At 61.0% G+C, this 23,226-nt stretch carries 24 protein-coding genes; 10 read left to right on the top strand and 14 right to left on the bottom strand.

Annotated features, from left to right (window positions below):
• Window positions 1-88 precede the first annotated feature (88 nt).
• On the bottom strand, window positions 89-1,009 hold the full coding sequence (locus tag QMX86_RS08895; RefSeq protein WP_197889873.1) for a zinc ABC transporter substrate-binding protein: 921 nt from the start codon (window positions 1,007-1,009) through the stop codon (window positions 89-91).
• Between the two features lie 66 nt (window positions 1,010-1,075).
• Between QMX86_RS08895 and QMX86_RS08900 the strand changes: the two genes are divergently transcribed.
• The 4 genes from QMX86_RS08900 to QMX86_RS08915 are packed head-to-tail and all read left to right on the top strand — an operon-like array spanning window position 1,076 to window position 3,875.
• Window positions 1,076-1,558 (top strand): Fur family transcriptional regulator, encoded by a 483-nt coding sequence (locus QMX86_RS08900; protein ID WP_024014990.1) that lies wholly within the window; start codon window positions 1,076-1,078, stop codon window positions 1,556-1,558.
• Entirely contained in the window at window positions 1,558-2,343 is a 786-nt protein-coding gene (gene znuC, locus QMX86_RS08905; RefSeq protein WP_024014991.1) for a zinc ABC transporter ATP-binding protein ZnuC, read from the top strand. Before QMX86_RS08900 ends, znuC begins: the two co-directional genes overlap by 1 nt.
• Window positions 2,336-3,124 carry a zinc ABC transporter permease subunit ZnuB gene (znuB, locus tag QMX86_RS08910; protein WP_016772340.1) on the top strand — a complete coding sequence of 263 codons (789 nt, stop codon included), beginning with the start codon at window positions 2,336-2,338 and terminating at the stop codon, window positions 3,122-3,124. The genes znuC and znuB overlap by 8 nt, the downstream gene beginning before the upstream one ends.
• A gap of 37 nt (window positions 3,125-3,161) precedes the next feature.
• Complete coding sequence (locus QMX86_RS08915; RefSeq protein WP_110644680.1) at window positions 3,162-3,875, top strand: PA5502 family lipoprotein; 714 nt, start codon at window positions 3,162-3,164, stop codon at window positions 3,873-3,875.
• Between the two features lie 80 nt (window positions 3,876-3,955).
• On the opposite strand, the gene katE is transcribed toward QMX86_RS08915, so the two are convergent.
• Complete coding sequence (gene katE / locus QMX86_RS08920; protein WP_024014993.1) at window positions 3,956-6,097, bottom strand: catalase HPII; 2,142 nt, start codon at window positions 6,095-6,097, stop codon at window positions 3,956-3,958.
• Between the two features lie 262 nt (window positions 6,098-6,359).
• On the opposite strand from katE, the gene QMX86_RS08925 reads away from it, so the two are divergent.
• From QMX86_RS08925 to QMX86_RS08935, 3 genes are all read left to right on the top strand, one after another.
• A complete protein-coding gene (locus tag QMX86_RS08925) occupies window positions 6,360-7,367 on the top strand; it encodes a methionine ABC transporter ATP-binding protein (RefSeq protein WP_016772338.1) in 1,008 nt (335 codons plus the stop codon).
• A complete protein-coding gene (locus tag QMX86_RS08930) occupies window positions 7,367-8,041 on the top strand; it encodes a methionine ABC transporter permease (RefSeq protein WP_016772337.1) in 675 nt (224 codons plus the stop codon). The genes QMX86_RS08925 and QMX86_RS08930 overlap by 1 nt, the downstream gene beginning before the upstream one ends.
• Window positions 8,042-8,105: 64 nt before the next feature.
• Entirely contained in the window at window positions 8,106-8,876 is a 771-nt protein-coding gene (locus QMX86_RS08935) for a MetQ/NlpA family ABC transporter substrate-binding protein (protein WP_282385619.1), read from the top strand.
• 280 nt (window positions 8,877-9,156) lie between these two features.
• Here QMX86_RS08935 and QMX86_RS08940 read toward each other — a convergent pair whose 3' ends face one another.
• Genes QMX86_RS08940 through QMX86_RS08960 form a run of 5 tightly spaced genes read right to left on the bottom strand, consistent with a single transcriptional unit; the run spans window position 9,157 to window position 13,065 of the window.
• Window positions 9,157-9,792, bottom strand: coding sequence for an SCO family protein (locus tag QMX86_RS08940; protein ID WP_282385621.1), 636 nt, complete (start codon window positions 9,790-9,792; stop codon window positions 9,157-9,159).
• Window positions 9,789-10,688 carry a heme o synthase gene (gene cyoE / locus QMX86_RS08945; RefSeq protein WP_071173963.1) on the bottom strand — a complete coding sequence of 300 codons (900 nt, stop codon included), beginning with the start codon at window positions 10,686-10,688 and terminating at the stop codon, window positions 9,789-9,791. Before cyoE ends, QMX86_RS08940 begins: the two co-directional genes overlap by 4 nt.
• Window positions 10,676-11,755 carry a COX15/CtaA family protein gene (locus tag QMX86_RS08950; protein ID WP_122705388.1) on the bottom strand — a complete coding sequence of 360 codons (1,080 nt, stop codon included), beginning with the start codon at window positions 11,753-11,755 and terminating at the stop codon, window positions 10,676-10,678. Before QMX86_RS08950 ends, cyoE begins: the two co-directional genes overlap by 13 nt.
• A gap of 10 nt (window positions 11,756-11,765) precedes the next feature.
• Window positions 11,766-12,359: a hypothetical protein gene (locus tag QMX86_RS08955; protein ID WP_056791251.1), complete on the bottom strand. Its 594-nt coding sequence runs from the start codon at window positions 12,357-12,359 to the stop codon at window positions 11,766-11,768.
• Window positions 12,325-13,065, bottom strand: coding sequence for an SURF1 family protein (locus tag QMX86_RS08960; RefSeq protein WP_110599623.1), 741 nt, complete (start codon window positions 13,063-13,065; stop codon window positions 12,325-12,327). The genes QMX86_RS08955 and QMX86_RS08960 overlap by 35 nt, the downstream gene beginning before the upstream one ends.
• Window positions 13,066-13,135: 70 nt before the next feature.
• Between QMX86_RS08960 and QMX86_RS08965 the strand changes: the two genes are divergently transcribed.
• A complete protein-coding gene (locus QMX86_RS08965) occupies window positions 13,136-13,339 on the top strand; it encodes a twin transmembrane helix small protein (protein WP_016772330.1) in 204 nt (67 codons plus the stop codon).
• Window positions 13,340-13,348: 9 nt separating this feature from the next.
• On the opposite strand, the gene QMX86_RS08970 is transcribed toward QMX86_RS08965, so the two are convergent.
• From QMX86_RS08970 to coxB, 4 genes are all read right to left on the bottom strand, one after another.
• Complete coding sequence (locus QMX86_RS08970) at window positions 13,349-14,236, bottom strand: cytochrome c oxidase subunit 3 (RefSeq protein WP_282385624.1); 888 nt, start codon at window positions 14,234-14,236, stop codon at window positions 13,349-13,351.
• Window positions 14,237-14,261: 25 nt separating this feature from the next.
• Window positions 14,262-14,813, bottom strand: coding sequence for a cytochrome c oxidase assembly protein (locus tag QMX86_RS08975; protein WP_016772328.1), 552 nt, complete (start codon window positions 14,811-14,813; stop codon window positions 14,262-14,264).
• A 261-nt stretch (window positions 14,814-15,074) separates the two neighbouring features.
• The gene (gene ctaD / locus QMX86_RS08980; protein WP_016772327.1) at window positions 15,075-16,661 is read right to left on the bottom strand and encodes a cytochrome c oxidase subunit I; all 1,587 of its coding nucleotides are present in this window, start codon (window positions 16,659-16,661) and stop codon (window positions 15,075-15,077) included.
• 82 nt (window positions 16,662-16,743) lie between these two features.
• Window positions 16,744-17,871 (bottom strand): cytochrome c oxidase subunit II, encoded by a 1,128-nt coding sequence (gene coxB, locus QMX86_RS08985; RefSeq protein ID WP_016772326.1) that lies wholly within the window; start codon window positions 17,869-17,871, stop codon window positions 16,744-16,746.
• Between the two features lie 370 nt (window positions 17,872-18,241).
• On the opposite strand from coxB, the gene QMX86_RS08990 reads away from it, so the two are divergent.
• The gene (locus QMX86_RS08990) at window positions 18,242-18,892 is read left to right on the top strand and encodes a hypothetical protein (RefSeq protein ID WP_016772325.1); all 651 of its coding nucleotides are present in this window, start codon (window positions 18,242-18,244) and stop codon (window positions 18,890-18,892) included.
• A 136-nt stretch (window positions 18,893-19,028) separates the two neighbouring features.
• On the opposite strand, the gene QMX86_RS08995 is transcribed toward QMX86_RS08990, so the two are convergent.
• The 3 genes from QMX86_RS08995 to QMX86_RS09005 form a co-directional block, all read right to left on the bottom strand.
• On the bottom strand, window positions 19,029-20,555 hold the full coding sequence (locus QMX86_RS08995) for a SulP family inorganic anion transporter (RefSeq protein WP_016772324.1): 1,527 nt from the start codon (window positions 20,553-20,555) through the stop codon (window positions 19,029-19,031).
• 90 nt (window positions 20,556-20,645) lie between these two features.
• A complete protein-coding gene (locus QMX86_RS09000) occupies window positions 20,646-21,374 on the bottom strand; it encodes a carbonic anhydrase (RefSeq protein WP_016772323.1) in 729 nt (242 codons plus the stop codon).
• A gap of 238 nt (window positions 21,375-21,612) precedes the next feature.
• A complete protein-coding gene (locus QMX86_RS09005; protein WP_282386179.1) occupies window positions 21,613-22,671 on the bottom strand; it encodes a PA0069 family radical SAM protein in 1,059 nt (352 codons plus the stop codon).
• A 271-nt stretch (window positions 22,672-22,942) separates the two neighbouring features.
• On the opposite strand from QMX86_RS09005, the gene QMX86_RS09010 reads away from it, so the two are divergent.
• Window positions 22,943-23,218: a hypothetical protein gene (locus tag QMX86_RS09010; protein WP_095182282.1), complete on the top strand. Its 276-nt coding sequence runs from the start codon at window positions 22,943-22,945 to the stop codon at window positions 23,216-23,218.
• The last annotated feature ends 8 nt before the right edge of the window (window positions 23,219-23,226 follow it).

Here is a 23,226-nt window from a genome sequence, read left to right on the forward strand (position 1 = left end):
TGCTCGCGAAGGCGGCGGCCCGTTCAGCATTTTTGCTGACTGACCCACCGCTTTCGCGAGCAGGCTCGCTCCCACAGGGTTTGTGTTGTTACAGCGACTCCAGGCACCCGGCCAGATCATTGCCGAGTTTTTCCAGCACCTGCTCATAGCCCTGAGCTGTCGCCGGGGTGTACCCGCCCAACGCATCCAGTTCCGCCAGTTTCACCGGCAGGCCAGCCACCAGTGTTTCCGCCAGGCGCGGACGCAATGGCGGTTCGCTGAACACACAGGTCTTGCCTACTTCCTGCAAACGCTTGCGCATCGCCGCGACGTGCTGGGCGCCGGGCTGTACTTCGGCGGCCACCGCGAACACGCCCGCGTGCTTCAGGCCGTAAGCGTCTTCGAAATAATCAAACGCCTCATGAAAGACGAAGTACGGCTTGCCTTCGACATTGGCCAGGCGCTTCTTCAAACGCTGATCGAGCGCATCCAGACGTTCATCGAAGGCTTTGGCATTGCTCTGATAATGCTGGGCATTGGCCGGGTCGGCGGCGCTGAGGTCGGCAGCCATTTTGTCGGCGATCACCCGCGCATTGACCGGTGACAGCCACAAATGTGCATCCAGCGAGCCGGGGCGATGATCGTGATCATGCTCGTCGGCTTCTTCGGCATGGGAATGGTTGTCCGCGCCGAAATGCCTCAGGTTGAGGCCTGGCAGATCCTGCACCGCGACGCTCGGCAGGCTGCGACCGCCGAGTACGCGCGGCAGGAAACCTTCCATGTCCGGGCCGATCCAGTAGAGCAGATCGACCGACTGCACCTTCCGTACGTCGGATGGGCGCAGGGCGTAATTGTGCGGCGAGGCCCCCGGCGGCAGCAGCACCTCGGGAATCGCCACGCCGTCCTGCACGGCAGCGGCAATCAACTGCAACGGTTTGATGCTGGTGAGCACTTTGACCTCGGCCTGAGCCGTACCGATCAGCAGAAAACTGGCAACAAAAGCCACAAAAACAGAAAAAAGTCGGGACACGATGACCACTCAAGGAAGCGAGAACGGGTAACATAATAACGTCTCCAGCAAATCTCGTCGCCGCTCATGCCTATTACCCCGATTGCCAGCCGTCCCCACGACCACTCCCATTGCGTGCACAGCGCTTTGTCCGAGGCCGATACCTTGTGCGCGCAGAAAGGTCTGCGTCTGACTGCCCTGCGCCGCCGCGTGCTGGAACTGGTCTGGCAAAGCCACAAGCCGCTGGGTGCCTACGACATCCTCGCGGTGCTCAGCGAGCAGGACGGCCGCCGCGCCGCGCCGCCTACGGTGTACCGCGCGCTGGATTTCCTGCTGGAAAACGGCCTGGTCCATCGCATCTCGTCGCTCAACGCCTTCGTTGGCTGCGTGCATCCTGAACACGCGCATCAGGGCCAGTTCCTGATCTGCCGCGAGTGCCACGCCGCCATCGAACTTGAGCAAAAAGTGATCAGCGACGCGATCATCAGCAGCGCCAAAGATGTCGGTTTCATCGTCGAAGCGCAGACGGTCGAAGTGGTTGGTCTGTGCGCCGGTTGCCAGGGGGCCTGATGAGCAACGCGCTGATCCGTCTGGAGCAGGTCGCCGTCACGTTTGCCGGGCAGACCGTGCTGGACAACATCGAGCTGAGCGTCGAGCCGGGGCAGATCGTCACCCTGATCGGCCCCAACGGCGCCGGCAAGACCACGCTGGTACGCGCCGTGCTCGGGCTGTTGAAGCCGAACAGTGGCAGCGTCTGGCGCAAACCGAAGCTGCGCGTCGGCTACATGCCGCAGAAACTGCATGTCGACCCGACCCTGCCGCTGTCAGTGCTGCGCTTCCTGCGCCTGGTGCCCGGCGTCGATCGTTCGCGTGCCTTGGCCGCGTTGAAGGAAGTTGGCGCCGAACACGTGATCGACAGCCCGGTGCAGAGCGTTTCCGGCGGCGAAATGCAGCGCGTGCTGCTGGCTCGGGCACTGCTGCGCGAGCCGGAACTGTTGGTGCTCGATGAGCCGGTGCAGGGCGTCGACGTGGCCGGGCAGGCCGAGCTGTACAGCCTGATCACCCGGCTGCGCGACCGCCACGGTTGCGGCGTGCTGATGGTGTCCCACGATTTGCATCTGGTGATGAGCACCACCGATCAGGTGGTCTGCCTCAACCGCCACGTCTGCTGCTCCGGGCACCCCGAGCAGGTCAGCGGCGACCCGGCATTCGTCGAGCTGTTCGGCAAGAACGCGCCGAGTCTGGCGATCTATCACCACCATCACGACCACGCCCACGACCTGCACGGTTCGGTGGTCAAGGGCCCGCTCGGCGGGCAACCTCATGTTCATGGAGACGGCTGCAAGCATGGCTGATTTTCTTTTGTATGCCCTGCTTGCAGGTCTGGCGCTGGCGCTGGTGGCCGGGCCGCTCGGCTCGTTTGTGGTGTGGCGGCGCATGGCCTATTTCGGCGATACGCTGTCCCACGCCGCACTGCTCGGCGTGGCGCTGGGCTTTTTGCTGGACGTCAGCCCGACCGTGGCGGTGACGGTCGGCTGCCTGCTGCTGGCGGTTCTCTTGGTGACGTTGCAACAGCGCCAGCCACTGGCGTCCGACACGCTGTTGGGAATTCTTGCGCCAAGCACGCTCTCTCTCGGCCTGGTGGTACTAAGCTTCATGCATGAAGTGCGGATCGACCTGATGGCCTATCTGTTTGGCGACTTGCTGGCGATCAGTCCGAGCGACCTGGCGTGGATTCTCGGCGGCACTGCGGCGGTGCTGGTGTTGCTGGTGACGCTGTGGCGACCGCTGCTGGCGGTCACCGTGCACGAAGAACTGGCGCGGGTCGAAGGCCTGCCGGTTGCGGGTTTGCGCTTGGCGCTGATGCTGTTGATCGCGGTGGTGATCGCCGTGGCGATGAAAATCGTCGGGGTGCTGCTGATCACTTCGCTGCTGATCATCCCGGCGGCTGCGGCACAGCGTCACGCCCGTTCGCCGGAGCAGATGGCGCTGGGGGCGAGCCTGCTGGGCATGCTCGCGGTGTGCGGCGGGCTGGCGTTGTCGTGGTTCAAGGACACCCCGGCGGGGCCGTCGATCGTGGTGACGGCAGCCGCGCTGTTTCTGTTGAGTTTTGTTCTGCCCCGTCGTGGGGTGTAGACTTGGCCGCTTTTTGCGCAATTAGAGAGTCGCAGGAATGAAGCCGTTCGCCTCCCGTTATCTGCTCCTTGTCGCATTTTCAGTGCTGCTGGGCGCCTGCCAAAGCACGCCGCCGGTGGCTGAAGTCCCGGATGCGCGGGCTACGGCCATCGCGCAGCTGGAGCAAAGCCTGGCCAGCAGCGAACTGGCCACCGCCGAAGACCAGTTGGCCGCGTTGCAGGCCGCAACCCCCAACGATCAATCCCTTGAGCAATACCAGCGGCAGCTGGCCGAGGCGTACCTGCGCCGCAGCCAGATCGTCCTGCAGAAAGGCGATGTCAACGCTGCCGCCACCGCGCTCAGCCGCGCCCGTGCTCTGATGCCCAAGGCGCCGGCGCTGACCGGCGGCGTCAACGGCGCGATCACCGAAGCGCGCAAGGCCGAGCTGGAAAAGGCTGAGGCCGCACTGCTGGCAGCTGAAGCCAGGCCGAAAGCCAAGGTCATTGACGCGACCGCCGAGAGCACCACTGTTGCGTTGAACATCGGCGATATTCACAAGCTGCAACGACAACTCGATGCTATCGCCGCTGATGTGGTGAATTACGAATGCGCCGTCAGCATCCAGGCGCCGCGCACCGCGGATTATCCGTGGCTGGCGACGTTGCTGAGCAAGCGAGTAAAGAAGCTCGATCCTGATTTTGATTTGCAGATCGAGAAGCAGATCTTGCGCACGGTACCGGCGCAGATGGTTTTAAGCCCGCGTAAACCATAAAAAGATCGCAGCCTCCGGCAGCTCCTACATGGGATCGAGTACATCCTGTAGGAGCTGCCGAAGGCTGCGATCTTTTGCTTTTACGCTGGAATCGCCTTGGCCTTAGGCTCCCGCGCCCAGACCCGATGCTCGCCAATCGCGGCGAAGAACGGCTTGGTCAACGCCCCCACATCCGCGCCCTGCAACAGCCCCGCATCCGCGTCGAGCTTCAGCAAGTCCTGCAACTGCTTGGCCTCGCCGTGCAGCGCGATCGCCTTCAGGTGCTTGTAGGCCTCCAGCAGATAATGCAGCGCCACGCCGTCGCCGCTCAACGCGGTAATCGACGCCGCGCCACCCGGTACGAACACCGCATCGAACGCAATTGAAGGCATGCCTTCCATCGACGCATCCACCGGCAATGCCTTGCCGTCAGCGGTCTTGACTGGCGCCGAGGTCGGGCCGAGCAGTTTCGCGTGGGCGCCCTCGGCTTCCAGCGCTTTTTTCATCGCGTCGATGGCCGCAGCATCAACACCATTGGCAGCAAGGATTGCCACTTTGCGCGTTTTGATATTGCCTGGCAGCAGGTTGGCCTGGCTCAGCGCTGGCGACTGCTCCAGCGAGGTCTTGCGCACTTCGACCGTGCCTTTGGCTGGCGCCGGCAAGCCGAGGTTTTCCGCCACGCGTTTGGCCAGGGTCAGGTCGATATTGGCAAGGATCTCGTTCACTTCACGGGCGCGGATGAACTCACGTTCGACCTTGCCCAGCTCGAAGCTGTAGGCAGCGATGATGTGCTCTTTCTCGTGGTCGCTCATGCTGTTGAAGAACAAGCGGGCCTGGGAGAAATGATCGCTGAACGATTCGCTGCGCTGACGGATCTTCGCTGCGTCGATGCGCTCCGGGTAGCTCTCGAAACCACCGTCCTGTGCCGCCGGCGGGGTTTCTTTCGGCCAGCCGCCGTCGATCGAGTTTGGCTCGTAAGAAGCGCGGCCCTTGTCGATGGTGGTGCGGTGCTGCGCGTCACGCTGGCCGTTGTGGAACGGCGCCACCGGACGGTTGATCGGCAGCTCATGGAAGTTCGGCCCGCCGAGTCGGCTGATCTGCGTGTCGGTGTAGGAGAACAGACGACCTTGCAGCAGCGGGTCGTTGGAGAAGTCGATGCCCGGCACGATATGGCCCGGGCAGAAGGCGACCTGCTCGGTTTCGGCGAAGAAGTTGTCCGGGTTGCGGTTCAGGGTCATTTTGCCCAGCGGCGTAATCGGAACGATTTCTTCGGGGATGATCTTGGTCGGGTCGAGGATGTCGAAGTCAAAATCGTGTTCGTTCTCTTCTTCGACGATCTGTACGCCCAGTTCCCACTCCGGGTAGTCGCCCATCTCGATCGCTTCCCACAGGTCGCGACGGTGGTAGTCGGTGTCTTTACCGGCGAGCTTCTGCGCCTCGTCCCACACCAGCGAGCAGGTGCCGGCGGTAGGGCGCCAGTGGAATTTGACGAAGCGCGATTTGCCCTCGGCGTTGATCAGGCGGAAGGTGTGAACGCCGAAGCCCTGCATGCTGCGCAGGCTTTTCGGGATCGCCCGGTCGGACATCGCCCAGATGACCATGTGCGCCGATTCCGGCACCAGCGAGACGAAGTCCCAGAACGTGTCGTGCGCCGAGCCGCCGGTCGGGATTTCGTTGTGCGGCTCGGGTTTCACCGCGTGGACGAAGTCCGGGAACTTGATCGCGTCCTGAATGAAGAACACCGGCATGTTGTTGCCGACCAGGTCGAAGTTACCCTCGTCGGTAAAGAATTTCACCGCAAAGCCACGCACGTCACGCACGGTATCGCCGGAACCACGTGGCCCCTGCACCGTGGAAAAGCGCACGAACACTGGCGTCTTCTTGCCTGGATCCTGTAGGAAACCGGCCTTGGTCAGCGCTGCATGGTTCTCGTAGGTCTGAAAGAAACCGTGCGCGCCGGTGCCGCGCGCATGGACAATGCGCTCCGGAATCCGCTCATGGTCAAAGTGCGTGATTTTTTCACGCATGATGAAGTCTTCCAGCAGCGACGGCCCGCGCGGCCCGGCTTTGAGGGTGTTCTGGTTGTCGGCGATCTTCACGCCCTGATTGGTGCGCAGTGCCTGACCGGTGGCGTCCGAACGGAATTCTTCCAGGCTGTCGAGCTTGGCGTTGGTGTTGGCGCGATCCGGGGTGTCGGTTCCGGCCATCTCGCTTTTATCAGGTGCAGGCTTTTTGATGCTCATCAGACGTAAACTCCTCGTTTGGCCCCGGATGCCTTCCGCAGACCCTTGAGTGATTCCCGGGCACGGCACCCAGGGTTTCAAGTCGCTTACTTAGTGACTGATGAGCGTTTCAGCCGTTCCGTTTATCTGACCTTTGATCGCGTTATTGCCAAATTGAAGGTTAATTGCGAAATAAATGCTAAGAACCTCTATACGGACAGGCTAAAATGCGCGCCCGGCTAACCGCTGATCCTTTTCCAACGCGCCCCACAAGGTTCGCTACGTGATCGAGTTTCAAAACGTCCACAAGACTTACCGCGTTGCCGGTAAGGATATTCCCGCGCTGCACCCGACCAGTCTCGCCATCGAGAACGGCCAGGTGTTCGGCCTGATTGGCCATTCCGGTGCGGGCAAAAGTACCCTGCTGCGTCTGATCAATCGCCTGGAAGACTCCAGTGGCGGCAAGATCATCGTCGACGGCGAAGAAGTCACCGCACTGGATGCCAACGGCCTGCGCCGTTTCCGCCAGCAGGTCGGGATGATCTTCCAGCACTTCAACCTGCTCGCCTCCAAGACTGTCGCCGACAACGTCGCCTTGCCGCTGACCCTGGCCGGTGAGCTGTCGAGCAGTGAAATCAATCAGCGGGTGGCCGAGCTGCTGGCGCGGGTCGGTCTGTCCGACCATGCGAAAAAGTACCCGGCGCAATTGTCCGGCGGCCAGAAGCAACGCGTCGGCATCGCCCGTGCGCTGGCGACCAAGCCGAAAATTCTGCTGTGCGACGAGGCCACCAGCGCCCTCGACCCGCAGACCACGGCATCGGTTCTGCAACTGCTGGCCGAAATCAACCGCGAACTGAAACTGACCATCGTCCTGATCACCCACGAAATGGACGTGATCCGTCGCGTCTGCGATCAGGTCGCGGTGATGGACGCCGGCGTGATCGTCGAGCAGGGTCCGGTGGCCGATGTGTTTCTGCATCCGCAGCACCCTACCACCAAGCGTTTCGTCCAGGAAAGCGAGCAGATCGACGAGAGCGAGCAGCGTGACGACTTCGCCCACGTGCCGGGGCGTATCGTGCGTCTGACCTTCCAGGGCGAGGCGACCTACGCGCCGTTGCTCGGCACCGTCGCCCGGGAAACCGGCGTCGACTACAGCATCCTCGCCGGTCGCATCGACCGCATCAAAGACATTCCGTACGGGCAACTGACCCTCGCTGTCACCGGTGGCGACATGGAGGCGGCGTTTGCCCGCTTCACCGCCGCTGACGTTCACATGGAGGTGTTGCGCTAATGGCTGATCTGATGAGTTTCTTCGCCAATATCGACTGGTACGAAATCTGGCTGGCCACCGGCGACACCATGCTTATGCTCGGCGGTTCGCTGCTGTTCACCGTGCTGCTCGGCCTGCCGCTGGGCGTGCTGCTGTTTCTCTGCAGCCCGCGTCAGTTGCTGGAGAACCGTGGCCTCTACGCCGTGCTGTCGCTGGTGGTGAACATTTTGCGTTCGCTGCCGTTCATTATTCTGCTGATTGTGATGATCCCGTTCACCGTGCTGATCACCGGCACCTCGCTGGGTGTGGCCGGGGCGATCCCGCCGCTGGTGGTGGGCGCCACGCCGTTCTTCGCGCGTCTGGTGGAAACTGCGTTGCGTGAAGTCGATCGCGGCATCATCGAAGCGACCCAGTCGATGGGCGCGACCACGCGGCAGATCATCATGAACGCCCTGCTGCCGGAAGCCCGTCCGGGCATCTTCGCAGCGATTACGGTGACAGCGATTACACTGGTGTCCTACACGGCGATGGCCGGTGTGGTCGGCGCCGGTGGTCTGGGCGACCTGGCGATCCGTTTCGGCTACCAGCGTTTCCAGACTGACGTGATGATCGTCACCGTGGTGCTGCTGTTGATTCTGGTGCAAGTGCTGCAAATGGTTGGCGACCGCCTGGTCGTGCATTTCTCGCGCAAATAAGCGGTTTTTTAATCAAGAGGCGCGGGCCATTCGCTGGCGGGCGCCCTCACAAGGAGTTAGCTGAATGAAAAAACTGATCGCTGCTTTCGCCGCTGTTGCGGCGTTTTCGGCCCACGCCGAGACCCTGACCGTTGCCGCCACCCCGGTGCCGCATGCGGAAATCCTCGAATTCGTCAAACCGGCCCTGGCCAAGGAAGGCGTGGATCTGAAGGTCAAGGTCTTCACCGATTACATTCAGCCGAACGTACAGGTCGCTGAAAAGCGTCTGGACGCCAACTTCTTCCAGCACCAGCCGTACCTCGATGAGTTCAACAAGGCCAAGGGCACTGATCTGGTCGCCGTGACCGGCGTGCACCTGGAGCCGCTGGGCGCGTACTCGAGCAAGCTCAAGGATCTGAAAGATCTGCCCGGTGGTGCCAACGTGGTAATCCCGAACGACGCCACCAATGGCGGCCGTGCGCTGTTGCTGCTGGCCAAGGCCGGCGTGATCACCCTGAAGGACCCGACCAACATTCTGTCGACCCTCAAAGACATCGAGCAAAACCCGAAAGACCTGAAGATCCGTGAACTGGAAGCCGCGACCATCCCGCGCGTGCTGACCCAGGTCGATCTGGCGCTGATCAACACCAACTATGCGCTGGAAGCCAAGCTCGATCCGTCCAAGGATGCGCTGGTGATCGAAGGCAACGACTCGCCATACGTGAACATCCTCGTGTCCCGCGCGGACAACAAGGAAAGCGACGCGATGAAGAAACTGGCTGCTGCGCTGCACAGCCCGGAAGTGAAGCAGTTCATTACCGAGAAGTACAAAGGCGCGGTATTGCCGGCGTTCTGATTTGGATGGCTGCAATGAAAAAGGGGACGCCAATGGCGTCCCCTTTTTTGTGTCTGGTGTCTGGCTTTGGACCTGCTTTGAAGCTGCCCCTCACCCCAGCCCTCTCCCGAGGGAGAGGGGGCCGACCGAGGTGTCTGGCGCTATGCATCGACCTGAAAGATCCAGTCGATTATGGATTCAGCACAGCGCTTACAAGCCGGCGTATTGCTTCAGCATCCCCCAATCAGTCCCCTCTCCCTCTGGGAGAGGGTTAGGGTGAGGGGCTTTTCGCTTTCTGCGTTTATTTGCGGTTGAGCATCACCGGCAATTGCGCCACCAGTTTGGTGTTATTCAACGGCGCCCGAATAAACCCACGCTGCGTACCATCCGGCCCGATCACCGCAAGGTTGCCGCTGTGGTCCACGGTGTAATTCGGCTTGCTGGTATCAGCCGGAATGAACGGAATGCTCACCGCGTTCGCAACCTTTTGCAGCTCCTCGATCGACGTGGGCGTCAGGCCAATGAACTGCGGATCGAAGTAGCCCAGGTACTGTTTCAACTGCTTCGGCGTGTCGCGGTTGGGGTCAACGCTGACCAGCACGATCTGCAATTTATCCACAGCCTCTTTCGGCAATTCACTCTTGATCTGCCGCAGTTGCGCCAGGGTGGTCGGGCAGATGTCCGGGCAGAAGGTGTAGCCGAAGAACAACAGACTCCACTTGCCTTTCAACTCGTCAATCGCCACCGGTTTGCCGTCCTGATCGGTCATGGTCACGTCCGGCAGGTTGCGGCTCTGCGGCAGCAGGATGATCCCGGCGTCGATCAGCGCAGTCGGGTCGCCCTGGCCTTTGCCGTTCAGCACTTTATTCACGGTAAGCCCGAGGATCAACGCGATCACGGCGACGAGGATGAAGACGGTTTTCTGGGTTCGGGTCATAGGTTCAACAGTAAGTAGTGGTCTACGAGCAGGGCGATGAACAACAGGAACAAGTAATAAATAGAGTACTTGAAGGTGTTGATCGCCGCGTGCGGCCGAGTGCCACGGTACAGCACCACGGCCCATTGCAGAAACCTTGCGCCCAACGCCAGCGCACAGACCAGATACAGCACGCCGCTCATGTGAATCACGTAGGGCAAGAGGCTCACTGCCAGCAACGCAAAGGTGTACAGCAGAATGTGCACTTTGGTGTAGTGCTCGCCATGGGTCACCGGCAGCATCGGAATGTCGGCCTTGGCGTATTCCTCTTTGCGATGAATCGCCAGCGCCCAGAAATGTGGCGGAGTCCAGGCGAAGATGATCAGCACCAGCAACAGCGGTTCGGCGCTGACATGGCCGGTGGCGGCGGTCCAGCCCAGCAGCGGTGGCGCGGCGCCAGCGAGGCCGCCGATGACGATGTTCTGCGGCGTCGCGCGTTTGAGGAAACCGGTGTAGACCACCGCGTAACCGAGCAGCGAGGCGAGAGTCAGCCAAGCGGTCAGCTGATTGGTGAAGGTCAGCAGCAGCGCCTGGCCGAGCAATGCCAGCACCAAGGCGAAGGTCAGCGCCGCCGCAGGTGAAACCCGGCCTTCGGCCAGCGGCCGTTTGTGCGTGCGCGCCATTACCGCATCGATGCGCCGATCGACCACATGATTGACCGCCGCCGCACCGCCGGCGCACAAGGCAATGCCCAGATTGCCAAACACCAGCACTGTCCACGGCACGCCCGCGCGGGTAGCGAGGAACATGCCGACCAGCGAGGTGATCAGCATCAGCACCACGACTTTCGGTTTGGTCAGCTCCAGATAATCGCGCCACAGCGCTTGCGCCGCACGCTGGCCGATCAGACTCGCCATGGCGTTTCTCCTTTCAATGCGATGGGCGCGACGACAGGTTTGTGCGCACTGAAGCGCCAGCGCGCCAGCACCGGTTGGCTCACCCGCAACAGGCTGGTGCGGGCGTGGTAATTGACCAGTACCAGCGTCAGCAACAACGCCGCACCGCCAGCGTTATGGGCGACGGCCACCGGCAGCGGCAGATGAAACAGCACGTTGCTGATGCCGAGGGTGATCTGCGCCGCAAGGGCGATCAGCAGCAATCCGGCCAATCGGGTCATGCCTACCGCTTTCAACTGCCAGGCCAGACCGAGCAGCACCACCGTCAGCAGCAAGGCGCCGATGCGGTGAGTCAGGTGAATCGCCGTGCGCGCATCGCTATCGAGTTGCCCGCCGAGATAATTCGGGCCGATGTGCTGGGTCAGGTGAAAACCATTGGCGAAGTCCGCCGGCGGCAGCCATTGGCCGTGGCAGGTGGGGAAGTCGATGCAGGCCACCGCTGCGTAGTTGGAACTGACCCAGCCGCCCAAGGCGATCTGGCCGATCACCAGCAGCAGCCCTGCCGTCGCCCAGTATTGCAGGCGCTTCGGTACCGTTAGCGCCGGCAGCACGCCGGACAACCTCAGCGTCAGCAGGAACAGCAGACTCAACGTGGCAAAGCCGCCGAGCAAATGCCCGGTGACCACTTGCGGCCAAAGCTTGAGCGTCACCGTCCACATACCGAACGCCGCTTGGGCGATGACCACCGCCAGCAGAAACAGCGGCAGTTTCACCGGCTGGCCCGGATGGCGCCGGTTGACCCAGGCGCGCCCGGCCAGCACTGAAATCAGCAAACCGAGGGTGCCGGCGAAGTAGCGGTGGATCATCTCGTTCCAGCCCTTGTGCGCCTCCACTGGCGCGTCAGGGAAATGCAGTTCGGCATGAGCCAGTTGCGCCTCGCTTTTCGGCACGCTGATAAAGCCGTAGCAGCCTGGCCAGTCCGGGCAGCCGAGGCCGGCGTGGGTCAGGCGCGTATAGGCGCCGAGCAACACCACAATCAGTGCCAGCAGGGTGGCAAACAGCGCGAGGCGAAATCCAGGTTTGGCCATGACGATGCCCTCATCCGATGTTCGACAGTTTCAGCAGATGCCGCAGGTCGTTAAGCAGATCCTTGCCCTTCACATTCGGCTCGTAACGCAGCACCAGATTGCCGTGCGGGTCGACGATCCACAGCTGCGGCACAGCTTTATCGCCGGTGGTCCTGGCGAACACCCCGGCATCCAGCGGATAGCGCTGCAACTGCGGATATTCGCGGTCGAGTTTGGCGGCGTAATCAGCGCTCAGTGGTTGCGCGGCGGCGAGGGCGTGGCTGGCGCGCCCGGCTTCACGGCCGAGGCTGATCTGGATCTGCCGCGCCAGATAAACCAGTTGCTGGCAATCGACGGCACAATCCTTCGGCGCTGTGACCAGAATCTGCCAGCGCTGCTCATCGGCCTGCACGCCGAGGTCGGCGCGGGTCTGGCCGTTGCCGATCAGCTCGCCGTGGTAGCTGCGTCCTTCCGGCACCCAGAACTGCAGTTTGTACATGCCGGTGGCGAGCAGCATCGGCCCGACCACGCCAAGCACGATCAGCAACAACTGAATGCGCCCGCGCCGGCGGCTGGGAACGGGTTTGGCCTCAGACATGCTGGGTGGATTCATGGCGCTTCCCATGGCGTTTCTCCTTTGCGTGGTGCCAGCCGAAATAGAGGTAGAGCCCGAGCAACGCCGTGGCCATGGCGAACCATTGCACGGCGTAGCCGAGGTGTTTTTCCGGGCCCATCGCGACTACCGGCCAATCGGTCTGGTAGCTGGCCGGGCCGGGTTCGGCGCGTAATTCGTAGGCGAAGCCGTCGCGCTCCAGGGTTTGCCACAATTTGCCCGGCTCGACGGCGGTAATGGTTTGCGGCCAGACATGGCTGACCGGATCGGCGTGCAACTGGAACGTTGCGCCGGGGGCGACATAGACCCAGGCGTCGAGCGTCAGCGCCTCGGCCGGTGTCGTGAATTGCGGCGGCACGCGGCGATCGGGCCATGGCAGCCAGCCGCGATTGACCAGCAGCCAGAGGCCGCTGCGTTGGTCCTGAAACGGTTGCAGCAATTCGACGCCGACCTTGCCGCCACGCTGGCGGTTGTCCAGCAACAGCGTGTGGGCGGGGTCGAACTGGCCGTGCAGGCGCACGCGGCGGTAAGCCGGGTCGGCGCTGCCAAGCAGTTCACTGCTGGACAGCGGTTCGGCCACCCGACGTTCGGCATAGCTGGCCAGCAGCGCGGTTTTCTCCGCGCCCCGGCCCAGTTGCCAGAAGCCCAGCGCAACCATCAGCGGCAGCAACAGCGCCACCACGACAGTAGGAATCACGCCCGGGCGAAAGCGCTTCATGGGCGCGCCATAAAGTCAGTCATCGCGATCGCTATACTCAAGTGCATCGCCTGTCCCCCGGAGTCTTGCCATGTTCAAAGCAGCGATCGTCCTGATGCTGATTGCCACGGTCGTCAGCCTGTTCAGCGGCCTGTTTTTCCTGGTCAAGGACGACAGCAGCTCCAATCGGCTGGTCATCGCCTTGAGTGTTCGGGTGGCACTGGCCGTGGTCACCGTCGGCCTGATGGCCTGGGGTTTCTACAGCGGCCAGTTGGTGTCCCATGCGCCCTGGTAGCGCCAGCAGTCAGAGGACGTAAACGAAGAAGAACAAACCGATCCACACCACATCGACGAAGTGCCAGTACCAGCTCGCCGCTTCGAAACCGAACTGGTGCTCGTTGTCGAAGTGGCCCTTCATGATCCGCATCAGCATCACGAACAGGATGATCGTGCCGATGGTCACGTGGGCGCCGTGGAACCCGGTAAGCATGAAGAACGTCGCGCCGTAGATGCCCGAACCGAGGGTCAGGCCCAGCTCTTTATAGGCGTGGATGTATTCCTCGGCCTGGAAACCGAGGAACGCGATGCCCAACAGTACGGTAATCGCCAGCCACAGTTTCAGTGCACCGCGATGGCCTTTCTTCAGCGTATGGTGGGCGATGGTGATGGTCACGCTGGAGCTGACCAGCAGGATCGTGTTGAGCAGCGGCAGGCCCCAAGGGCTGATGACGTCCTTGGGTGGGGGGAACAGTTTCGGGTCGGGCGTGTGCAGCAGCGGCCAGACAAATTCGAAGTTCGGCCAAAGCATGTGCGCGATGCCTTTCGGCCCCTCACCGCCCAGCGCCGGCCCGGACACATGGCGCACATAGAACAGCGCGCCGAAAAACGCGACGAAGAACATCACTTCGGAAAAGATGAACCAGCTCATGCCCCAGCGGAACGAACGGTCCAGTTGTGGGCTGTACAACCCCGCGCGACTTTCCTTGATCACCGCACCGAACCAGCCGAACAGCATGTACGCCAGCAGCAGGCCGCCGACGAAAAAGATCAGCGGGCCGTGGGAATCCGGGCGTGCGGCCTTGAGATCGTTGAACCAGGTGGCGAGGCCGTACACGGTGACGAACATCCCGAGCGTGGCGATGATCGGCCATTTGCTCTGGGCCGGGACGTAATAATGCTCATGAGTTGCCATTTATTGTTCTCCTTATCGGCCACGCTCAACCGCCAGTGTTAACAGCCACCGGCGGATGTCGGGCGGTGATATCGAACAGCGTGTAGGACAGCGTCAGGTGCTTCACTTCCTTGGGCATGTCGCGGTCAACGATGAAACGCACCGGCATTTCGATCTGTTCACCGGGCTGCAGCACCTGCTGGGTAAAACAAAAGCATTCGGTCTTGTGAAAAAACGCCGCGGCGTTGCTCGGTGCGATGCTCGGCACCGCTTGCGCACTCATCGGTTTGTCGGTGGGATTGCGCGCGATGAAGACCATCTCGTTCACCGCGCCGGGATTGGCGGTCAGCTCGTCGTGTTTCGGGTAAAAGTCCCACGGCATGTCGGCGGTGTTGGTCGACAAGAACTGCACGCGCACCTGGCGCGAGGTGTCGACCACTTGCTCGCCCGCATACTGGCCGCCGGTCTTGCCGTTGATGCCGAAGGCTTTGCACATCACGTCATAGATCGGCACCAGGGCGAAACCGAAGACGAACATCGCCACTACCACCAGCAACAGGCGGGTGACGAGTTTCTTCAGCGAGATCGAGTCAGCCATGATTCATGCCTCCCTCGTGTTCCCTGGTGGCCGGTGATGCTTTTGTGGTGAGGGGATTCATCCCCGTTGGGCTGCGAAGCGGCCCTGAATCCAGCGCACACGGTCTACCTGATGAATTTCGATTGCAGGTTTTGGGGCTGCTGCGTAGCCCAACAGGGATAAATCCCCTCCCCACAAGGGATCTGTGTACATCCACAGGAGATCTGTGAGCATCCACTGGGGATCTGTGCCTCTGCACACATTGCAAAAAACAGCAGGTGTTCATTTCACTTCCGGCGGCGTGGTGAAGGTGTGATACGGCGCTGGCGACGGCACGCTCCACTCCAGCCCTTCGGCGCCGTCCCATGGTTTCGCCGGGGCCGGTGCGCCGCCACGGATGGTCTTGATGACGATGAACAGGAAGAAGATCTGCGTGGCGCCGAACATGAATGCGCCGATCGACGAGACCATGTTGAAATCGGCGAACTGCAGGTTGTAGTCCGGAATCCGTCGCGGCATCCCCGCAAGACCGACGAAGTGCATCGGGAAGAAGGTCAGGTTCATGCCCACGAACGACAGCCAGAAGTGCAGCTTGCCGAGGGTTTCGTCGTACATGTGCCCGGTCCACTTCGGCAGCCAGTAATAGGCCGAGGCGAAGATGCCGAAGATCGCCCCCGGCACCAGCACGTAGTGAAAGTGCGCGACCACGAAGTAGGTGTCCTGATACTGGAAGTCCGCCGGGGCGATCGCCAGCATCAGCCCGGAGAAACCGCCAATGGAGAACAGGATGACGAACGCCACGGCAAACAGCATCGGCGTCTCGAAGGTCATCGAGCCCTGCCACATGGTGCTCGCCCAGTTGAACACTTTCACACCCGTAGGTACGGCGATCAGCATGGTCGCGTACATGAAGAACAACTCGCCTACCAGCGGAATGCCGACCACAAACATGTGGTGCGCCCAGACGATGAACGACAGGAACGCGATGCTCGCCGTGGCGTAGACCATCGAGGTGTAGCCGAACAGCGGCTTGCGGGCGAAAGTCGGGATGATCTGGCTGACCGCGCCGAACGCCGGCAGGATCATGATGTACACCTCGGGGTGGCCGAAGAACCAGAACACATGCTGGAACAGCACCGGGTCACCGCCGCCGGCAGCACTGAAGAAACTGGTGCCGAAGTGGATGTCCATGAGCATCATCGTCACGCAGCCGGCGAGCACCGGCATCACTGCGATCAGCAGAAACGCGGTGATCAGCCAGGTCCAGACGAACAGCGGCATTTTCATCAGGGTCATGCCGGGCGCGCGCAGGTTGAGGATGGTCGCGACCACGTTGATCGCGCCCATGATCGAACTGATGCCCATCAAGTGGATGGCGAAGATAAAGAACGTCACGCTTTCCGGTGCGTAGGTCGTCGACAGCGGCGCGTAGAAGGTCCAGCCGAAATTCGGTCCGCCGCCCGGGGTGAACAGTGTCGAGACCAGCAGCAGAAACGCCGCCGGCAACAGCCAGAAGCTGAAGTTGTTCATCCGTGGCAGGGCCATGTCCGGCGCGCCGACCATCAGCGGAATCATCCAGTTGGCGAGGCCGACGAATGCCGGCATCACCGCGCCGAACACCATGACCAGACCGTGCATGGTGGTCATCTGGTTGAAGAATTCCGGCTGGACGATCTGCAGGCCGGGCTGGAACAGCTCGGCGCGAATGACCATGGCGAACGAGCCGCCGAGCAGGAACATGCAGAAGGCGAACCACAGGTACAGCGTGCCGATGTCCTTGTGGTTGGTGGTCAGCACCCAGCGCATCAGGCCTTTGGCGGGGCCGTGGGCGTGGTCGGCGTGACCGTGGTCATCGATGACAGCGCTCATGGCCGGTCTCCTTCACGAAAGTGGACGGGGCAGGCCAGGGCGCGCTGCCCCGACCGGTTCACTGAATACGCAATTGACCGGCTCATTTGCTTTCCGCCTGTTTCAGCTCCAGCACTTCTTTTGGCGTGACCATGTCGCCCTTGTTGTTGCCCCAGGCGTTACGTTCGTAAGTCACGACCGCTGCGATATCGACTTCCGACAGCTGCTTGCCGAACGCCGCCATGGCGGTGCCGGGTTTGCCGTGGTAGACGATGCTCAGGTGATCCTTGATCGGCCCGGTGGCGATTTTCGAGCCCTTGAGTGCCGGGAACATCGGCGGCAGGCCCTGACCTTCGGCCTGGTGACAGGCCACGCAAGTGGTGTGGTAAACCTTGTCGCCGCGCTCCTTGAGCTCGTCGAGGGTCCATTCCTTGCTGGTCAGTTCTTTGAGTTGCGCGGCCTCGGCCTTGCGCTCGGCGAGCCATTTTTCGTAGTCGGCCTGCTCCTTGACCTCGACCACGATCGGCATGAAGCCATGGTCCTTGCCGCACAATTCGGCGCACTGGCCACGGTAGAGGCCAGGCTTGTCGATGCGCGTCCAGGCCTCATTGACGAACCCGGGAATCGCATCGCGCTTGACCGCAAACGCCGGTACCCACCAGGAGTGAATGACGTCGGCGGAAGTCACTAGAAAGCGCACCTTGGCGCCGATCGGCAGCACCAGCGGCTTGTCGACTTCGAGCAAGTAATGCTCGCCCTTGGCTTCCTTGTTGTGAATCTGTTCGGCGGGGGTGGCCAGGTTGCTGAAGAACTCGACGTCCTGGCCCAAGTATTTGTAGTGCCACTTCCACTGATAACCGGTGATCTGGATATCGATGTCCGGCTCGCTGGTGTCGTACATCTTGATCAGCGTCGCGGTGGCCGGCACGGCCATGGCCACCAGGATCAGCAGCGGCACGATGGTCCACATGATCTCGACGCCGGTGCTTTCGTGGAATTTGGCCGCGACCTGGCCGGTAGAGCGGCGGTGCACCATCATCGACCAGAACATGGCGCCGAAGACGATGATCCCGATCACCACACAGATCCAGAAAATGGTCATGTGCAGGTCGAATACTGCGTGACTGATTTCAGTCGCTCCAGGCGCCATATTCACAGTCCATGCCGCGTTGGCCGGGCTGAAAATCGACCACAACAGGAGGCCCATCCAGACATGTGGATGTCGCATCATTGCGGGTTCCCCTTATCGTTCTTGTTATCCCGCCGGCGTATCGCCTGCGGCAAGGGAGCGGCTGCATCAGACTACGAACTTGAATCGCCGGGCCTTGCTGCGGGTGCAGTCGGGCGTCATCAGCTAACTCCATTCATTGGCGAGTATAGACAGCGCCCGGGAATTGCAACCCGGGCACGTAAATGAGCTGAAACACCCGGCGCTTGCGTTCAAGTGCCCGAATGGAGAAGGATGCAGACGAGTGGTGGCGAATGGATATAACGCAGCTGCATCAAGGATGAAATAATTATGACAAATGCGTCTTAGCGTTTTTCGTAAGCCAGCTAAGTTATGTCTTCCCTATTTCATTGCCTTGTTTCCTGGAGTTTTCATGAACACCGCCGCATTGCGCGAGCAGATCCAAAAAGCCCAACAGCACGAAAAAGACACCGGCCTGCTGACCCGTCAGCTGGAAAGCAAGCTGCCTCACCTGCACCCGGCGATCCAGTTGCCGGAAGCCGACGCCCAAGGCGTGCTGACACGTTTTGTCGCCGCCTACATCGATGAAGTACCGGACCTGCTGGATGCAGCCAATGAAGTCGCCAGGGAAGCGGGAATCGAATCGCAGATCAAACCGGTGCTGAAAATCGCCGAGCAGTATTTCCTCCAGCCGCCGGCGATCATGGCCGGGCATGTCGGCCTGGACAGCCTGCTCGACGAGGCCTATCTGGCACATCGTTTTGTCGAAGAGGTCAACGACCTGTACATCAAGCATTTCGGCCAGCCATTGATCCCCTTGGACATGACGGTCGCCAACCTGATTGCTCACCAATTGATCGGTGAGGAATTTGCCAACCAACTGGATGAAGCGGTGCATCACGCGATCGACGAGATGCTCAACGAAGAGAGTTTTGCTTTGGAGTCGGTCGAAGCCTACCGCGAAAAACTCAGCAGTCCGGACACTGGCGCGGCGTGGAAACGCTGGCCGTGCATGGGCCGCCGGTTGGGTGTGGGGCTTGAGCTGGATCAGCCTGCTGCCTGATTTTCTTGTGTCATAAATCCAGTGTGGGAGCGAGCCTGCTCGCGAATGCGGTCGATCATTCAACATCTCTGTTGGCTGATACACCGCTTTCGCGAGCAGGCTCGCTCCCACAGGGTTTGCGTTTTGAGGTCGACTTCTAACCCGCCGCACCAATCCCGGTATTGGTCCGAACCCGCCCCTCAAGCCGTCGCTTCAACCCGCGCGATTCGATCAACAGCTTCGATCCCTTCGCCGCATTCGCCCGGCCCCATTCCTCAAGCAACTCCAGACACGAATGGTCGATGTAGCTCAGGTTGTTCAGCGGCACATGCACCGTCGTGCCGTGGGGAATGCTGCCCAGCACTTGAGTCAGCGCCGGCACTTTGAGGAACGTCGCTGCACCAACCAGACGCAGTTCCATCTCGCCGTCCTGCGGCAAGTCGATCAGGCTGATCTTCAGGCGCGAAGCCTTGAATGCCAGTTTCAACATGGTCAGGCCGAAACCGATCAGCACACCGGTGAGCAGATCAGTGAAGATGATCGCCAGCGCCGTCGCAGCATAGGTGAACATCGGCATCCGCCCGTACCGACCCAGACCACGGAAAGCTTTCAGGTCGACCAGTTTGAAACCGGTATACACCAGCACCCCCGCCAGGCTCGCCACCGGAATGCTTTGCAGCACGCTCGACAGCAACAGCACGAATGCCAGCAGCCACAGGCCATGGAAAATCGTCGAGTAGCGCGTGGTCGCACCGGCCTGGACGTTGGCCGAACTGCGCACGATCACTCCGGTCATCGGCAGCGCGCCGACCAGACCGCAGAGCATGTTGCCGACGCCTTGCGCCGACAGTTCACGGTCGAAGTCCGAACGCACGCCGCTGTGCATGCGATCCACCGCCGCAGCGGATAGCAGGGTTTCGGCACTGGCGATAAACGCCACGGCGAACGCGGCGATCAGCAGCGTCGGGTCGGCCAGATTCATCAGGTCGGCCGGCTTGAGCCAATCGATCGCTTCGGCCAGATTCGCCGGTACCTCGACGCGTTTGACCTGCAACGCCAGCATCAGGCTCGCCACCGTCGCCAGACCCACACCGAGCAATGCGCCGGGAATGAAGCGCAGCGAATGCGGGCGGAATTTTTCCCACAGCCACATCACCGCAATCGTCGACAGACCGAGCAGACCCGCCTGCCAGCCGAACGATGGCAAGGCTTGCGCTACGGCCGCTGGGAACGCCGTGAGGTTGTCGAGCCCGGAAGGCTGCGGCTTGGCATCGAGCATCACATGGATTTGCGAGAGCACAATCAATACGCCAATGCCCGCGAGCATGCCGTAGACCACCGCTGGCGCCGTGACCCGAAACCAGCAGCCAAGCTTCAGTCGCCCGGCGACCAGTTGCAGAAAACCGGCGAGCAGCAGGATCGGTCCGAGCATCTCGACGCCATGCTGGCGCACCAGCTCGAAAACCAGCACTGCCAGACCCGCCGCTGGACCGCTGACCTGCAACGGCGACCCCGCCAGCCAACCGACCACCAGACCACCGATGATGCCGGTGATCAGACCCTTGGCCGGCGGCAGCCCTGAGGCGATCGCGATGCCCATGCACAGCGGCAGGGCGACCAGAAACACAACCACGGAGGCGAGCAGCTCCCGTGGCAACACAGCTTTCAATTGAGCCGCACGCATGGCGATTCTCCCGAAGTTTTCTTCAGGCGTGGCGAGGCCGGACCGCTGAATCAGCGGCCGGCGTCATACCACACAGATTGTTGGGAAGATTTAGAAGCGCGCTTTGGGCGTCGCCACAGGAATCGGATGGCTGCCGTCGAGAGGCAGGAAACGACCCTGGTCCGCGTCGTAAGCTTTGATTTCGCTGGTTTCGATGTTGTAGACCCAGCCATGGATGAACAGATGACCGTTCGCCATGCGCGAGGCTACCGAAGGATGGGTACGCAAGTGCTGCAATTGGGCGATGACGTTTTCCTCGGTGAGGATCGGCATGCTGTCTTTTTCGTCGGTGCAGTTGCAGTTGTCGTGCACCATGGTTTTCGCGACTTCAGCGTGGCGCAGCCAGGCTTTGACCGTCGGCATTTTTTCCAGGCTGTCGGGGTTGAGTACCGCGCGCATGGCGCCGCAATCGGAGTGTCCGCAAATGATGATGTGTTGCACGCCCAGCGCCAGTACCGCGTATTCGATCGCGGTGGAGACGCCGCCGTTCATCTGACCGTAGGGCGGCACCACGTTGCCGACGTTACGGGTAACGAACAGATCGCCCGGCGAGCTCTGGGTGATCAGCTCGGGAACGATGCGCGAGTCGGCGCAGGTGATGAACATCGCCTTGGGCGCCTGAGCGGTGGCGAGCTTCTTGAACAATTCTTCCTGCTGCGGAAAAACGTCATGGTGAAAGCGTAAAAAGCCATCAACGATCTGTCGCAGTGCTGCATCGGCGGATTGTGCTTCAGGGCTTTGCGCCGAGGCAGCCAACGACTGTTTATCCTTGTCACTCATGATTCATCCTCTTGTGCGGATTCAGGGAGTCTTCCCCCGGTATTCCGGTATGAAGCCAGTGGCTGTTTAAACCATCCGGGTCATCCCGACCCGTCAGTCACTCGATGAACAAGGTAGCCGCCGAAACTTAACTGAAACTGAATCAAACGCTCTAGAACGTGTGTTCCAGGTCACAAAAAACGTGACCGGCGTGTTTCGGCGGAAGGATTCCAACCCGTCAACCCAAAGCCAATTGTCGCTAAATCAACGACATCTGGCGACCCGGCGGACAGAAGGCCGAGCAGTCGAGGTTATAGCCTTCGCGTTTGTTCAGGCCAAGCTTTTTGATGGCCTTGGCAAATCTTTGTGCGAGCAGGTCTGCAAACGGTCCTTCACCGCGCATGCGCGCACCGAAACGACTGTCGTAGAGTTCTCCGCCGCGACTCTGGCGGATCAGGCTCAGCACATGGGCGGCACGTTGCGGATAGTGCGCCTGCAACCACTCCTCGAACAGCGGCGCCACTTCCAGCGGCAGGCGCAGCATCATGTAGGCGGCGCTTTGCGCACCGGCGGTGTGGGCCTCGGTGAGCAGGCTTTCGATTTCGCTGTCATTGATCATCGGAATCATCGGCGAACACAGCACGCCGACCGGAATGCCTGCTTCACGCATCACCCGGATCGCACGCAGGCGTGCCTTGGGCGCAGCGGCGCGGGGTTCGAGGATGCGTTTGAGTTCATCATCCAGCGTGGTCAGGCTGATCATCACCGCCACCAGCCGTTGCTGCGCCAGCTCCGTGAGCAAATCGAGATCGCGCAGAATCAGCGAACCTTTGGTGATGATGGTCACCGGGTGGCGATAGCGCAGCAGCACTTCCAGGGTCTGACGGGTGATTTTGTATTCGCGCTCGATGGGCTGATACGGGTCGGTATTGGAGCCGAGATTGATCGGCGCACATTGATAGCCGGGTTTGCTCAGCTGTTCTTCGAGGACCTGGGCGGCATTGGTCTTGGCAATCAGCCGGGTTTCGAAATCGAGGCCCGGCGACATGTCCCAATAGGCGTGGCTGGGCCGTGCATAGCAATAGATGCAGCCGTGTTCGCAGCCGCGGTAGGGATTTACCGAACGGTCGAAGGGCAGATCCGGCGAGGTGTTGCGGCTGATGACCGATTTGGCCTTCTCGATGATCACTTCGGTGTTTTGCGTCTCTGGCACTTCCTGATACCAGCCATCGTCCTCGACCACCGAACGACTCGGCGCAAAGCGGTTGTGCGGGTTGGTTGCGGTGCCGCGACCGCGAGGTGGCAATGGAGTAGACATGAAAACGCCCCGATACTGTATATGCGCACAGTATCGGGGCGATCCTCATCTGGCTAGTGCCGTCGGGCGAGTGGTCAGTTGTGGTTGTTCATGTCCGCTACGTTCGGGGAGGGGGACAGCATCCAAGGCTATCTCTGATCGTAACCGACGTTCCTACAACTGTGTGCACATACACCCTGTCAGATATGACAGTAGACGTGGTTGCAAGCGCCGTCTTACGTTAAAGCCGTATGACTAATAGTGGCTTGCCAACCGGAATGGATTGAATGTGATGCCAATCAGAATTTTGCTTGAAATTGCAGACATGGAACGCGACGGAAGTCCCGAGGTTGTTTTTTATCATTACGGCGATAACGCCACCGAAATGATGGACTACGACTACGCGCTATTTGCCTCTTCATCGCAGGCAAACGATCGCTATGACCTCCTTTCCGAAGAGGTTATCGATAGCGACGGGGATGGCGATATCGATAACCATGACAAGAGACTGTACTTGCAGTTGGCGGATGCGTTTGTGCAGTTCAGAGGTCTGAAGTCGACTCGATGAACACCGCT

Origin of the sequence: Pseudomonas sp. PS01270, assembly GCF_029959775.1 — a bacterium.
Lineage (GTDB): Bacteria > Pseudomonadota > Gammaproteobacteria > Pseudomonadales > Pseudomonadaceae > Aquipseudomonas > Aquipseudomonas atacamensis.